Here is a 13,672-nt window from a genome sequence, read left to right on the forward strand (position 1 = left end):
TATGTTCTATGTTTAATGTCTTTATGACAAGGCTTCATGAATTAACCGTTGTTCTATATGCCTTCAGTGTGTTGTTATATTTTTTCGATTTTCTACATCATAACCGGAAGGCAAACCGTATTGCTTTCTGGTTACTTGCATTTGTATGGGTTTTGCAAACCGTCTTTCTCGGAATCTATATGTATAAAACAGGCAGATTCCCTGTGTTAACTATCTTTGAGGGACTCTATTTTTATGCTTGGATATTAGTCACATTGTCAATTGGTATAAATCATTTATTACGAGTCGATTTTATCGTCTTTTTCACGAATATACTTGGCTTTACGGTCATGGCGATTCATACATTTGCCCCGATGCAATATGGTTCGCATATCATGGCGAAGCAGCTTGTTTCTGAACTGCTTTTGATTCATATTACGATGGCGATCCTCTCCTACGGGGCCTTTTCATTATCATTCGTTTTTTCGACATTATATCTGCTTCAATATGATTTATTAAAAAGGAAAAAATGGGGAACTAGACTCTTACGACTGGCCGACTTAGATAAGCTTGAAAAATCATCCTACATATTGGCCGTAATCGGTGTTCCGATGCTTCTGCTCAGTCTCATCTTAGGATTGCAGTGGGCCTTTCTTAAGGTACCCGGGATGCCATGGTACGATATGAAAATCATCGGTTCATTTCTGTTATTAACCGTCTATAGTATTCTTTTATATCTTCGAATTGTGAAAAATCTATCAGGAAGAAAATTAGCAATTTGGAATACAGCTGCCTTTTTAATTGTTTTAATTAACTTTTTCTTATTTGGTCAATTATCATCTTTTCATTTATGGTATGCGTAGCGCATAACTTCAGGAGGTCGCAATCATGAGAAAAATAATTGTAGGTTCTAGGCGAAGCAAATTGGCATTAACACAAACTAATTGGGTGATGGATCAGCTAAAAAAGTTGGACCCTCGCTTTGATTTTGAAGTAAAAGAAATCGTCACAAAAGGGGACCAAATTCTTGACGTTACCCTTTCGAAAGTTGGCGGCAAAGGACTTTTTGTAAAAGAAATTGAGCAAGCAATGCTTGATAAAGAGATTGATATGGCCGTTCATAGTATGAAAGATATGCCAGCTGTCTTACCAGAAGGACTTACAATTGGCTGCATTCCTTTTCGTGAGGACCACCGTGATGCGCTAATTTCAAGAGGTCATGTGAAGTTAAAAGATTTAAAACCAGGTGCAATTATCGGGACAAGCAGTCTTCGCCGCAGTGCACAGCTATTAGCAGCGCGTCCAGATTTAGAGATTAAATGGATCCGAGGGAATGTGGATACAAGATTAGCAAAATTAGAAACAGAAGAATACGATGCGATTATTTTAGCCGCAGCTGGCCTTTACCGTCTTGGCTGGGCTTCTGACGTAGTCACCGAATTCCTCGATGCCGACCTATGTATTCCTGCTGTCGGTCAAGGGGCATTGTCGATCGAATGCCGTGAGGATGATAAAGAACTTCTCGAACTTTTTGAAAAATTCACTTGCCAGAAAACGGAAAGAGCGGTTCGTGCAGAACGTGCCTTCCTTCAAAAAATGGAAGGCGGGTGTCAGGTACCAATTGCCGGCTTCGCCTATGTAGCTGAAAATGATGAAATTGTCCTAAATGTTTTAGTGGCTTCACCAGAAGGACATGAAATCATTAAAGAAGAAGTTAGAGGACAAAATCCAGAAGAGCTTGGTGTTCAGGCGGCGGACTTATTAATTCAAAAAGGCGGGAAAGACCTAATTGATAAGGTAAAGCGGGAGCTCGAAGGTCAATGATCCAATCGTTACCTTTGCTTGATAAAACCGTTCTTATTCCAAGAGGAGAAAATCAAGCAAAATCCTTTTCACAACTTGTAGAAAGGTATGGAGGGATTCCAATCGAAATCCCTCTTATTGCCTTTCGTCCGATAGAAAAAAATCAGCGCCTTCACGAAGCTTTGCTGGTTCTTGATACATATGACTGGATTATTTTTACGAGTAACGTAACCGTTGAAACCTTCTTTTCTTTTTTAAAAGAGGAAGGGGTTAGCGAAGCGTTTCCGAAAATCGCTGTTATTGGCAAAAAGACAGCAGAGGTTTTGATGGGAAGAGGGCTATCTCCAGCGTTCGTCCCGTCAGCTTATGTTGCGGAAACGTTTGTAGAGGAATTTATCCCATTGATTGATAAGGGTTCACGGGTGCTCGTTCCAAAAGGAAATCTTGCCCGAGAATATATCGCCAGATCCTTAATAGGGGCCGGTGCCGTGGTCGATGAGGTTGTAATCTACGAAACCTATATGCCCGACGAAAGTCGCCTGAGGCTGGCTAATATGCTAGCAGATAACCAACTGGATATCCTCACGTTTACGAGCCCATCAACGGTGGACCATCTAATGGATGTCGTGAAGGAGTATCGATTGGATGAGCAGCTGAAAAATTGCATCATTGGCTGTATCGGTCCGGTTACCGAGAAAAAATTACGTGCTTATGGATTAATGGTCCATGCCTCACCAAAAGAGTACACCGTAAAAGAAATGATTAACAGTACGATTGCCTATTTAGATATGGAGGAATAATAAATGGAACTTCAATTTAAACGTCATCGCCGCTTACGCTCAAGTGCGAGCATGCGCTCACTTGTTAGAGAAAATCACTTAAAAGCGGAGGACTTTATTTATCCGTTATTTATTTATGAAGGTGAGAATATTCGCAAGGAAGTCTCATCCATGCCTGGAGTATACCAAGTATCGATGGATCATTTGGAAGCTGAAATGGAAGATATTGTTGCCCATGGAATTAAATCCGTTCTCCTATTTGGGATTCCAAAAACGAAAGATGCATGTGGTGAGCAAGCCTTTCATGACCATGGGATTGTCCAGGTGGCGACCCGTTTTATCAAAGAAAAATTCCCAGAGATCATTGTCGTTGCGGATACATGTCTTTGTGAGTATACAAGCCATGGGCACTGTGGAGTAGTTGAAGGGGAGAAGGTTCTAAACGATCAGTCACTTGAATTGCTTGTAAAAACTGCGGTGGCTCAAGCGAAAGCAGGTGCAGACATTATTGCTCCATCTAACATGATGGACGGCTTTGTTGCGGCGATCCGTGCGGGATTGGATGAAGCAGGCTTTACAGAGATTCCGATCATGTCTTATGCCGTAAAATATGCATCGGCATTCTACGGACCTTTCCGTGAAGCTGCGGAAGGTGCGCCGCAATTTGGCGATCGTAAGACCTATCAAATGGACCCTGCTAACCGGATGGAAGCCTTTAGAGAAGCAGAATCCGATGTGGAGGAAGGTGCCGATTTCTTAATCGTGAAACCGGGTATGCCATACCTTGACATTGTTCGTGATATGAAGAATACCTTTAATTTACCGATTGTTATTTACAATGTAAGCGGAGAATATGCAATGGTTAAAGCCGCTGCCCAAAACGGCTGGATTGATGAGAAAAACACGGTTCTTGAAATGTTAATGGGTATGAAACGTGCAGGTGCTGACCTTATTATAACTTATGCTGCCAAAGATGCAGTTCGCTGGTTAAAAGAAGACCAATAATTTGAAAAGAGGGAACAGAATGCGTTCTTATACGAAGTCGATTGAAGCATTTAAAGAAGCCCAAACCATCATGCCAGGCGGAGTGAATAGCCCAGTTCGTGCTTTTAAATCCGTGAATATGGACCCGATTTTTATGGAAAGAGGAAAGGGTTCTAAAATCTATGATATAGATGGCAATGAATACATTGACTATGTTCTTTCATGGGGGCCGCTCATCCTCGGCCATACGAACGACCGTGTGGTAGAAGGCTTAAAAAAGGTTGCAGAACTTGGGACAAGTTTCGGTGCACCTACTTTAATGGAAAATAAACTAGCTAATCTTGTCATTGAACGTGTACCATCGATCGAAGTCATTCGGATGGTATCTTCAGGAACAGAAGCAACGATGAGTGCGCTTCGTTTAGCCAGAGGCTATACGGGCCGGAATAAGATTTTGAAATTTGAAGGCTGTTACCATGGTCATGGGGACTCCCTTTTGATTAAGGCGGGCTCAGGCGTGGCAACACTTGGTTTACCTGACAGCCCTGGTGTTCCAGAAGGTGTAGCGAAAAATACGATCACAGTTCCTTACAATGACCTTGAGAGCGTAAAGTTTGCTTTCGAACAATTTGGCGACGATATCGCGTGTATTATCGTTGAACCTGTGGCCGGTAATATGGGACTAGTTCCACCACTGCCAGGATTCTTAGAAGGTCTACGTGAAATTACTTCCGATCACGGCGCATTGCTTATTTTTGATGAAGTAATGACTGGCTTCCGTGTAGGCTACAATTGTGCACAAGGCTATTTCAATATCACTCCGGATATTACATGTCTTGGAAAAGTAATCGGCGGCGGTCTTCCTGTTGGTGCTTATGGCGGTAAAGCGGAAATCATGCAGCAAATTGCTCCAAGCGGTCCGATTTATCAAGCAGGTACCCTGTCTGGTAACCCACTTGCAATGACAGCTGGCTATGAAACGTTAAGCCAATTAACACCAGCGCATTATGAAGAGTTTATCCGTAAGGGTGACTTACTGGAAAAAGGCTTTAAGGCTGCAGCTGAAAAATATAATATTCCAATAACATTTAACCGTGCAGGTTCGATGATTGGCTTCTTCTTTACCAATGAAGCTGTCATTAATTATGAGGTAGCAAGATCATCCAATTTGGAATTCTTCGCAGCCTATTATCGCGAGATGGCTCTTCAAGGGATCTTCTTGCCGCCTTCACAATTTGAAGGTTTGTTCTTATCTACGGAGCATTCCGATGAGGATATTGAAAAGACAATCCGTGCAGCAGAGATTGCTTTTTCGAAGCTTAAATAAGATGGTTCCCGGCACCCACTTTTTTGGTGGGTGTTTTTTGTGTGGTTAGAAACTTAATTAGTTGAGGCAGTTCGGGGACCGGCTTTTATAGCATTCAAGAGTAGCTCAAAATGGGGTTTGGCGGAAATCATCCGAGTTTTGGCGGAAAAAATGTAGGGGTTGGCGGAATTAGTCCGAGTTTGGCGGAATCATTCAGAAATTCGGCGGAATCCGAACGCAACTTGGCGGAAGCCGCCCTCACTATAAGAAGAGCGATCCCCTGGAAATCAAAGAAATCAAGGTCTGAGTACTCTAAAAATAGGTAACTAAAAAGCAGTTTGGCGGAAATCATCCGAGTTTTGGCGGAATAAAGTCCAAGTTTGGCGGAATCATTCAGAAATTCAGCGGAATCCGAAGCAACTTGGCGGAATCCACCCAATACATCCCCCCCACCATCCGAAACCCAAACCCCAAACCTGCTCCCACCCCTCAAAAAAACTCCAATCCACCCCCCATTCCTAAATACTTCGATTCTTTTCCAGACGAAACTCTCTTTTTTATCATAAATAAAAGCCTTGGTTCATAGAGTGTAAGTGACATAGTGATTTTGAGTGAAGGAAACGAAAGGAGGAGTCGCTTTGTCTCAGGAGAATCAATCGTGCCTACGATTTTCTTTGGAGGAGTCATTGTGGTTTAGAAAAGGACAGGAAGTCGAAGAGCTTGTTTCCATTTCTCTAGACCCAGACATTACCATCCAAGAAAACGATCAGTACGTAACCATAAGAGGTTCGCTAGAACTCACAGGCGAATATAAAAGTTACGAACCTACCAATGAAAACGAAGATGAAAATGTAACATCGCAAAAGTTTGTAGAGAGGGTCGATGCACGAGAGGGAGGAAACTGTGAGTTTTCACATCGATTCCCTGTCGATATCACGATCCCCAATAATCGAATCCAAAGTATCTATGATATCGATGTCCTCGTCGAATCCTTTGATTATTCGATTCCTGAGCGCAGCTGCCTCAAGCTAGCAGCTGAACTGACCATTAGCGGCTTATACGGAATTGAGCAACAACAGAAGCAACAACAACAACCGCAGGAAGAAGTAGTTGAACTTGAGCTTATCCCTCGCTCTGAAATTGAGTTCTTTGAGGAAGATGACGAGGAAATTGAAGACGAACTTGAATCAGTTCATAGCAGTTACCAAGATAACTTCTTGTTTGAAGCTGAGGCAAGAAAACCACAAGAAAAAGACGAGAGTGTGGAAATTTTACCGAAGTTTCCGACCTTCAATTATCAACCACAGGAAGACGTTGAGGAAGAAGCTAACCAACCATCCTTGGATTTCGTAGAGGCAAGGAGTGAAGCCAGCAAACCATCCTTGGATTTCGTAGAAGCAAGGAGTGAAGCCAGCAAACCATCCTTGGATTTCGTAGAGGCAAGGAGTGAAGCCAGCAAACCAGCCTGGGAATTCGAAGAAACAAGAAGTGAAGCCAGCAAACCTACATGGAATTTCCAAGAAGCAAGAAGTGAAGCTAGCCAGCCAGCTGAGAGCATCCAGCCAGAAGTGGTTGAAGTAGAGCCAGCGCCACCTCCAACTGTCCAGTTTGAGGAAGAAGTGAATCCAGCAGAGGAAAGCTCTTCCGCACATGAAGAAGCACCACCAAAGAATATTAAAAAGAAAAAAGCACCAAAAAAGAAAAGCATGACATTAACAGAATTTTTTGCTAGGAAGGATGAAAGTTCTGCCCAGGCGAAAGTAAAAGTTTGTATCGTCCAAAAGGGTGATACCGTTAACAGCGTGGCAGATCGATACGATGTTTCGGTACAAAACCTCATGCGCATCAACAATCTTGAACTCAGCCAAGATATATTTGAAGGTCAAGTATTATATATTCCCGGCAGCCTTACAAAAAAATAATTATTAAAAGATGAGCGGGTTACTTTGACCTGCTCACCTTCTTTTCATACACAGTCAAAGTGCTCCAGTCCATACGCCGCTAAACGGGCGCTTACGCTTTTATATTTGAAAGTGAGTTGAGTACTCATGAGTAACCCGAATCAACTAAACACATTTGCTACCATCTTAAGAAATTACCTTGTTGAGCCTCATTTTGTAGAGGATTTTGGCAGCGTTCAGAAGATTTATTCAAATAAAGGGACGTTTGCCTTAAAAAAAATCGACCCTGCGACCGGGACCGACTTCATTCGCCATGTTCATCTCCTCTACCAAAAAGGGTATAATCGCATCGTTCCCATCTACCCTACGATGGACGGCAGGTATGCGGTCTTACACGAGAACAATCTTTATTACTTAATGCCATGGATGTCGAATGAACACAAGGAAGACCGGCAGCAAAAAGATCATCAGCTTTTTCGTGAGCTCGCTCGTCTTCATACCCTTTCCGCCAAAGAAATTACCTTGAACAAAGAAGAGCGGACTGAGCACTATGAAAAGACGATTCAACAGCATGAAAAACAACAGGCATTTCTCGATGGCTTCATCGACGAATGTGAAAAAAAGACCTATATGTCGCCGTTTGAATTGTTATATTGCCTTTATTACAATGAAATCAGCCAGGCGCTCCGATTTTCGAAAACGAAATTTGAAGAATGGTATGAAAAAACGAAAGACGATGAAAAGGCCCGTATGGTTATTACGCACGGAAAATTGTCACCCGAGCATTTCTTGTATGATGATAAAGGGTACGGTTATTTTATTAATTTTGAGAATGCTCACTACGGCTCACCGATTCACGATCTCCTTCCCTATTTATCACGTGCCTTAAATACCAACCCGAAGCGCAGCGACACAGCCATTGACTGGGTATACCATTACTTTAAATACTTTCCATTTAAAGCAGATGAAAAGCTATTATTCTACAGCTATTTAGCGCTTCCGATTCCAATCATTCAAGTGGCAGAAAGCTACTATCGAAAGTCGCGTCCAAAGAATGAATTAAAATATGTCCGTCAGCTGCAGCACCGCTACTGGCATTTGAAAAATTCCGAATATGTCGTCATGAGAATGACCGAAATGGATGCGCAGGCAGCCGCCGCCGCAGCAGCAAAAGAAGGAGCCCAGCCGCAGTAATCATCTGCAAAATGGGCTCCTTAAACGATTTCAAAATATAGTGACACGGCTATGGCAACAAAAACTGTTAATAATAAGATATCAAAAAACGTTGGAATGATGAGTGTTCGAATAAATTGGAAGATCACAAACGGAATAATTAACTGTGCGCAAACTCTCCGACAGGTTCTAAACCAGGGTTGGTATTTAAATTTATTGAAATTTCTTTTCATCGACAACCCCCCTTTACAAATCTGGCATATATTTTTCTTTATGTATATTCCACAAGTGCGGAGAACTCTCCAAAAAAACGGCATATAGTATAAAAAATAAAAAAAGTGGTTATCATTATTGACGTCAAACCCTTTTTTTCGGTAGTATAACTATATAATTTAATTATATAAGCAATGACAGGGAAGAGTACGATACAAACCTGCTTCAAGAGAGGGAAATCACTAGCTGGAAGTTTTCCTAAGCAGAAAGTCGGAAGGTCGCCCACGAGCTTCTTCTGCGAACGGATTTTTAAAATCCTATTAGTTGAAGACGGACTAAATCCGTTATCTACATAAGTGCCAATCCGTTTTTTGGATTGGAAAAAAGGTGGTACCGCGAAGCAAACTCCATTCGTCCTTTTATGACGAATGGGGTTTTTTATGTGGAAAAGGAATCAAAGGAGGAATTTTACAATGGAAACAAAGGAACTAACAATGCCTACCAAATACGATCCGCAAACGATTGAAAAAGGCCGTTATGAATGGTGGTTAAAGGGTAAATTTTTCGAAGCACAAAACGATGAGGCCAAAGAGCCGTACACAGTTGTTATCCCGCCGCCAAACGTTACCGGGAAACTTCATTTAGGTCATGCTTGGGATACAACGCTTCAAGATATCGTGACCCGGATGAAGCGGATGCAAGGGTATGACGTTCTTTGGTTGCCAGGGATGGACCATGCTGGGATTGCTACCCAAGCTAAAGTAGAAGAAAAACTTCGCAATGAAGGAAAAAGCCGCTACGATCTAGGAAGAGAGAAGTTCGTTGAGGAAACATGGAAGTGGAAGGAAGAATATGCTTCCCATATCCGTCAGCAGTGGTCGAAACTGGGCTTAGGCTTAGATTACAGCCGCGAGCGTTTCACGCTGGATGCAGGCTTATCTGATGCCGTTAAAGAGGTGTTTGTTACCCTTTATAAAAAAGGTCTCATTTACCGCGGTGAATATATTATTAACTGGGATCCGTCCACTAAAACAGCTCTATCCGACATTGAAGTCATTTATAAAGATGTTCAAGGTGCTTTTTATCATATGAGTTATCCGCTTGCCGATGGTTCTGGCCAAATTGAAGTGGCTACGACCCGTCCTGAGACGATGCTGGGTGATACCGCGGTTGCCGTTCATCCAGAAGACGACCGCTACAAGCACCTGATTGGCAAAACTGTTATCCTCCCAATTGTTGGCCGTGAAATTCCAATCGTTGGTGATGACTATGTGGATATGGAATTCGGATCTGGTGCGGTTAAAATTACGCCAGCCCATGACCCGAACGATTTTGAAGTAGGTAATCGTCATAATCTAGAGCGAGTTCTCGTAATGAACGAAGACGGTTCGATGAATGATAGAGCTGGCAAGTATAAAGGACTCGACCGTTTTGAATGCCGTAAGCAAATCGTTAAGGACTTGCAGGAACAAGGTGTTCTTTTCAAAATTGAAGAGCATCCGCATTCCGTAGGGCATTCGGAACGAAGCGGTGCTGTTGTTGAACCGTATCTTTCCACCCAGTGGTTTGTTAAAATGCAGCCGCTCGCGGATGAAGCAATTGCCCTGCAAAGCAAAGATGAAAAAGTAAACTTTGTCCCGGATCGGTTTGAAAAGACCTACTTACGTTGGATGGAGAATATCCGCGACTGGTGTATTTCGAGACAGCTTTGGTGGGGTCACCGAATTCCAGCTTGGTACCACAAGCAAACAGGTGAAGTATATGTTGGTACAGAAGCACCGGCAGACGCTGAGAACTGGGAGCAGGATAAAGACGTACTCGATACATGGTTCAGCTCCGCGCTTTGGCCTTTTTCAACCATGGGCTGGCCTGATACAGAAGCGTCTGATTTCAAGCGCTACTTCCCAACCGATGTTTTAGTAACAGGCTATGATATTATCTTCTTCTGGGTATCCAGAATGATTTTCCAAAGCATCGAGTTTACAGGGGAACGACCATTTAAAGATGTTCTCATCCACGGTCTCGTTCGTGACGAACAGGGACGCAAAATGAGTAAGTCACTTGGAAACGGCGTCGATCCAATGGATGTCATCGAAAAATACGGTGCCGATGCATTGCGTTACTTCCTGTCAACAGGAAGTTCACCAGGTCAAGATTTACGCTTCAGCTTTGAAAAAGTAGAGTCAACTTGGAACTTTGCCAATAAAATTTGGAATGCCTCCCGTTTCGCGTTAATGAATATGGACGGAATGACCTACGAAGAGATTGATTTTAGCGGGGAAAAATCGGTTGCAGACAAGTGGATTTTAACACGTTTAAATGAAACGGTTGAACATGTGACAAGACTTTCTGACCGTTATGAATTTGGTGAAGTGGGCCGTGCATTATACAACTTTATCTGGGATGACTTCTGTGATTGGTATATTGAAATGGCGAAATTGCCGCTATATGGTGAAGATGAAGCAGCGAAGAAAACAACTCGTTCGATTCTGGCGCATGTATTAGATCAAACAATGCGTTTATTGCATCCATTCATGCCATTTATCACCGAGGAAATTTGGCAGAACCTTCCTCACCAAGGTGAATCAATTACGACAGCAGCTTGGCCTGAAGTAAATCCAGCTCATTCTGATGACCAAGCAGCTCAAGAAATGAAACTGCTCGTCGAGATGATTCGCGCGGTTCGGAATATTCGTGCTGAAGTAAATACACCAATGAGTAAGAAAATCAAAATGCTTGTTAAAGCGAAGGATGAAACGGTTCTCAAAGCTATCGAGAATAACCGCGGCTATATTGAACGCTTCTGTAATCCAGAAGAACTACAAATGGGCGTTGACCTTGAAACGCCGGAAAAAGCAATGACAGCCGTGATTACTGGTTTAGAAATCATCCTGCCGCTTGAAGGCTTGATTAATATTGACGAAGAAATTGCACGTCTCGAAAAAGAATTTGAACGCTTAAATAAAGAAGTCGACAGAGTTCAGAAGAAACTAAGCAATGAAGGCTTCATGAAAAAGGCACCTGAAAGTGTTGTAGCCGAAGAGCGTGCCAAGGAAGATGATTATCGCGAAAAAAGAGCGATTGTCGAAGCACGCATTAAAGAGTTAAGAGGGTAATAATTAGTTTGGCGAGGCGAATTCTCTGAGGATTCGTCTCGCCTTATTACTAAGACATTGAAAAAACAAACAAAATCAACATGTTTGATGCAAATATGCCAGAGATTACAATTTATCAGCGGTTTTCAGGAATATATCAGCGGAAACGTCTAATATATCAGCGAAAATTGGATTTTATCAGCGAATCAAAAAATAGATTACACTTTAGAAGTAAATATTAATCAAACATTAAAATATAGATGGGGTGTCACGAATGTTTGCTACATATAAAGAAGCCCTAGAATGGATTCATGCACGGTTAAGGCTGGGAATCAAGCCAGGGTTAAAACGGATGGAATGGATGATGGACAAGCTTGGTAATCCAGAAACGAAAATGAAGACGGTTCATATTGGCGGTACAAATGGCAAAGGCTCCACCGTTACTTTTCTCCGTTCAATTCTTGAAGCAGGAGGGTATTCAGTGGGTACCTTTACCTCGCCTTATATTGAACAGTTCAATGAGCGGATCAGTGTGAATGGGAAAGCCATATCAGATGCGGAGCTGCTCCAACTAGCCAATATCATTCGCCCATTGGCGGACGAATTAGAAGAAACAGAGCTTGGCGGGCCTTCTGAGTTTGAAGTCATCACCGCAATGGCGTTCCATTATTTCGCAACCATGAACAAGGTTGACGTTGTTATTTTTGAAGTCGGTTTAGGCGGTCGATTTGATTCAACAAATATCATCCAGCCATTAGCCTCGATCATTACCAATATCGGTCTTGATCACACAAACATCCTCGGAAACACCTATGAGGAAATTGCTTTTGAAAAAGCAGGGATAATTAAAGAGAACACCGCCATTTTTACAGCTGTCAAGCATCCAGGGGCGATCAAGGTAATTGATGACCAAGCAGATAAGAAAAAAGCACCTCTTTACCGCTTAAATCAGGAATTTTCGATTAGTGCTCATAAATCCCTTTCTAATGGTGAAGTGTTTGATGTCATCACTCAACTTCAAACCATCGCCCAATTAGAAATCAGGATGATCGGTCAGCATCAAACAGAAAATGCCGCACTTGCTGTCATGGCCGCCCAATTTTTAAATCAAAAAGGTTCATTCCTGATTACAGAGAAATCTATTCGTACGGGCTTAAAAAAGGCGTACTGGCCGGGGAGATTTGAGATCGTTTCTGAAAGTCCACTTGTGATTATTGATGGGGCCCATAATGATGAGGGAATAACTGCTCTTACCCATGAATTAAGTACTAGATATCAAGATCGCAGTATTCAGATCGTGTTTGCCGCGCTATCGGATAAAAAGCTTGATCAAATGATTGCCAAGCTGGACCAAATGGCTTCCCAAATTGCCTTTGTCAGCTTTGATTTTCCACGTGCAGCAAAAGCGGAAGAATTACTCAAAATTAGCCAATCACACAACAAATTGGCAGTCGATGACTGGGGTCCTTTTCTTATAGAAGAGATCCAAACCATAGAGAACAACAGCATGTTAGTCATAACGGGTTCACTCTACTTTATTTCAGAGGTAAAACCATTTTTGACTAACTGTTTGAAGAATAAGATAATTTCTTTATGATAAGTTTATTTTTATCATGGTAAAATAATTATATTTAAATAAGACTGAGAGGAGGATAAGCATGAACGTAAAACCGCGCATCAAGAATGCTATTTTTCTTGCCTGGCTCTTGTTTGTCCCTGCAGGAACCTGGTACATCTATAAGGCTTATCCTCCTAATTTTATTGGGCATTGGTTAGATATTTAATCGAAAACGTGCTTTTGAAAACTTCCAGCTGATGATTATCGATATCCTTTGTTCCCACTTCGCTGTTGCGATTGAAAATGCTAAACATTATGAACTAACCAAAATGCAAAGCGAACACTGCTCGTTAACCAAACTTCATAATTACCGCTATTTTGAAAATATGTTGACCGAGGAATTTGAAAAACTGATGCGATTCGAGCGCCGAACGCTCTCGTTAATCCTTCTCGATATCGATCACTTCAAAGTAGTAAACGATACCTACGGTCACCAGAGCGGAAATGAAATCCTGTTTGAGCTTGCCAGCAGGCTAAAAAAGTTGGTAGGTGGTCGTGGCACGGTGGCACGTTATGGCGGGGAAGAATTTGTCGTTCTTTTACCTGATGCACCAAAAGAAGAGGCCTACCAAATGGCTGAACAAATAAGGCAAATGATTTCCAATTGGCCATTTACACTAAAACAGTCCTTAGAAATAGATAATACCCAACAAAAGGTAATGATTACTGCATCGATTGGGGTCGCAACTGCGACTGAGGATGCGGAAGATGCCTTGGCGTTGATTCGACATGCGGATAGAGCGCTTTATGTTGGGGCGAAGCGGGCTGGTAGGAATCGGGTAGCGGAGTATTCTTCTTGTTAAAAAGGTGTGGTCGAGCTG

At 42.3% G+C, this 13,672-nt stretch carries 13 protein-coding genes and 1 other annotated feature; of the genes, 11 read left to right on the forward strand and 2 right to left on the reverse strand.

Annotated elements, in window-relative coordinates:
• Window positions 1–8: 8 nt before the first annotated feature.
• Genes QF028_RS03620 through hemL form a run of 5 tightly spaced genes read left to right on the forward strand, consistent with a single transcriptional unit; the run spans window position 9 to window position 4,872 of the window.
• The gene (locus QF028_RS03620; protein WP_214731798.1) at window positions 9–842 is read left to right on the forward strand and encodes a cytochrome C assembly family protein; all 834 of its coding nucleotides are present in this window, start codon (window positions 9–11) and stop codon (window positions 840–842) included.
• Window positions 843–867: 25 nt separating this feature from the next.
• A complete protein-coding gene (gene hemC / locus QF028_RS03625; protein WP_429464170.1) occupies window positions 868–1,803 on the forward strand; it encodes a hydroxymethylbilane synthase in 936 nt (311 codons plus the stop codon).
• The gene (locus tag QF028_RS03630) at window positions 1,800–2,582 is read left to right on the forward strand and encodes a uroporphyrinogen-III synthase (RefSeq protein ID WP_429464172.1); all 783 of its coding nucleotides are present in this window, start codon (window positions 1,800–1,802) and stop codon (window positions 2,580–2,582) included. Before hemC ends, QF028_RS03630 begins: the two co-directional genes overlap by 4 nt.
• 3 nt (window positions 2,583–2,585) lie before the next feature.
• Window positions 2,586–3,566 carry a porphobilinogen synthase gene (hemB, locus tag QF028_RS03635; protein ID WP_215000890.1) on the forward strand — a complete coding sequence of 327 codons (981 nt, stop codon included), beginning with the start codon at window positions 2,586–2,588 and terminating at the stop codon, window positions 3,564–3,566.
• A gap of 19 nt (window positions 3,567–3,585) precedes the next feature.
• The gene (hemL, locus tag QF028_RS03640) at window positions 3,586–4,872 is read left to right on the forward strand and encodes a glutamate-1-semialdehyde 2,1-aminomutase (RefSeq protein ID WP_429464174.1); all 1,287 of its coding nucleotides are present in this window, start codon (window positions 3,586–3,588) and stop codon (window positions 4,870–4,872) included.
• A gap of 127 nt (window positions 4,873–4,999) precedes the next feature.
• Here the strand turns inward: hemL and QF028_RS03645 are convergent, their stop codons facing one another.
• Entirely contained in the window at window positions 5,000–5,290 is a 291-nt protein-coding gene (locus QF028_RS03645; protein ID WP_429464176.1) for a hypothetical protein, read from the reverse strand.
• A 172-nt stretch (window positions 5,291–5,462) separates the two neighbouring features.
• Here QF028_RS03645 and spoVID point away from each other — a divergent pair, with 172 nt between their 5' ends.
• Together spoVID and ysxE are read left to right on the forward strand one after the other, a co-directional pair.
• Window positions 5,463–6,773: a stage VI sporulation protein D gene (gene spoVID / locus QF028_RS03650; protein WP_429464178.1), complete on the forward strand. Its 1,311-nt coding sequence runs from the start codon at window positions 5,463–5,465 to the stop codon at window positions 6,771–6,773.
• Window positions 6,774–6,899: 126 nt separating this feature from the next.
• Complete coding sequence (gene ysxE, locus QF028_RS03655) at window positions 6,900–7,946, forward strand: spore coat protein YsxE (RefSeq protein WP_429464180.1); 1,047 nt, start codon at window positions 6,900–6,902, stop codon at window positions 7,944–7,946.
• A 20-nt stretch (window positions 7,947–7,966) separates the two neighbouring features.
• On the opposite strand, the gene QF028_RS03660 is transcribed toward ysxE, so the two are convergent.
• Window positions 7,967–8,158, reverse strand: coding sequence for a hypothetical protein (locus QF028_RS03660; protein WP_168245236.1), 192 nt, complete (start codon window positions 8,156–8,158; stop codon window positions 7,967–7,969).
• Window positions 8,159–8,323: 165 nt separating this feature from the next.
• Window positions 8,324–8,560 (forward strand) — a binding site (T-box leader).
• A gap of 51 nt (window positions 8,561–8,611) precedes the next feature.
• On the opposite strand from QF028_RS03660, the gene QF028_RS03665 reads away from it, so the two are divergent.
• The 4 genes from QF028_RS03665 to QF028_RS03680 all read left to right on the forward strand — a co-directional run bounded on the left by QF028_RS03665 (window position 8,612) and on the right by QF028_RS03680 (window position 13,654).
• The gene (locus QF028_RS03665; RefSeq protein ID WP_429464183.1) at window positions 8,612–11,254 is read left to right on the forward strand and encodes a valine--tRNA ligase; all 2,643 of its coding nucleotides are present in this window, start codon (window positions 8,612–8,614) and stop codon (window positions 11,252–11,254) included.
• Window positions 11,255–11,507: 253 nt separating this feature from the next.
• On the forward strand, window positions 11,508–12,830 hold the full coding sequence (locus tag QF028_RS03670; RefSeq protein ID WP_429464185.1) for a bifunctional folylpolyglutamate synthase/dihydrofolate synthase: 1,323 nt from the start codon (window positions 11,508–11,510) through the stop codon (window positions 12,828–12,830).
• A gap of 61 nt (window positions 12,831–12,891) precedes the next feature.
• On the forward strand, window positions 12,892–13,017 hold the full coding sequence (locus QF028_RS03675; protein WP_429464187.1) for a hypothetical protein: 126 nt from the start codon (window positions 12,892–12,894) through the stop codon (window positions 13,015–13,017).
• A gap of 31 nt (window positions 13,018–13,048) precedes the next feature.
• Window positions 13,049–13,654, forward strand: coding sequence for a GGDEF domain-containing protein (locus QF028_RS03680; protein ID WP_429464189.1), 606 nt, complete (start codon window positions 13,049–13,051; stop codon window positions 13,652–13,654).
• Window positions 13,655–13,672 lie beyond the last annotated feature (18 nt).

It is taken from the genome of Neobacillus sp. B4I6, from assembly GCF_050434045.1.
Taxonomy (GTDB): Bacteria; Bacillota; Bacilli; order Bacillales; family Cytobacillaceae; genus Neobacillus.

Bases quoted from the DNA above. Each gene is read 5' to 3' on its own strand.
- QF028_RS03620 (WP_214731798.1), top strand. From the start codon at position 9: ATGTTTAATGTCTTTATGACAAGGCTTCATGAATTAACCGTTGTTCTA.
- hemC (WP_429464170.1), top strand. From the start codon at position 868: ATGAGAAAAATAATTGTAGGTTCTAGGCGAAGCAAATTGGCATTAACA.
- QF028_RS03630 (WP_429464172.1), top strand. From the start codon at position 1,800: ATGATCCAATCGTTACCTTTGCTTGATAAAACCGTTCTTATTCCAAGA.
- hemB (WP_215000890.1), top strand. From the start codon at position 2,586: ATGGAACTTCAATTTAAACGTCATCGCCGCTTACGCTCAAGTGCGAGC.
- hemL (WP_429464174.1), top strand. From the start codon at position 3,586: ATGCGTTCTTATACGAAGTCGATTGAAGCATTTAAAGAAGCCCAAACC.
- ysxE (WP_429464180.1), top strand. From the start codon at position 6,900: ATGAGTAACCCGAATCAACTAAACACATTTGCTACCATCTTAAGAAAT.
- QF028_RS03660 (WP_168245236.1), bottom strand. From the start codon at position 8,158: ATGAAAAGAAATTTCAATAAATTTAAATACCAACCCTGGTTTAGAACC.
- QF028_RS03665 (WP_429464183.1), top strand. From the start codon at position 8,612: ATGGAAACAAAGGAACTAACAATGCCTACCAAATACGATCCGCAAACG.
- QF028_RS03670 (WP_429464185.1), top strand. From the start codon at position 11,508: ATGTTTGCTACATATAAAGAAGCCCTAGAATGGATTCATGCACGGTTA.
- QF028_RS03675 (WP_429464187.1), top strand. From the start codon at position 12,892: ATGAACGTAAAACCGCGCATCAAGAATGCTATTTTTCTTGCCTGGCTC.
- QF028_RS03680 (WP_429464189.1), top strand. From the start codon at position 13,049: ATGATTATCGATATCCTTTGTTCCCACTTCGCTGTTGCGATTGAAAAT.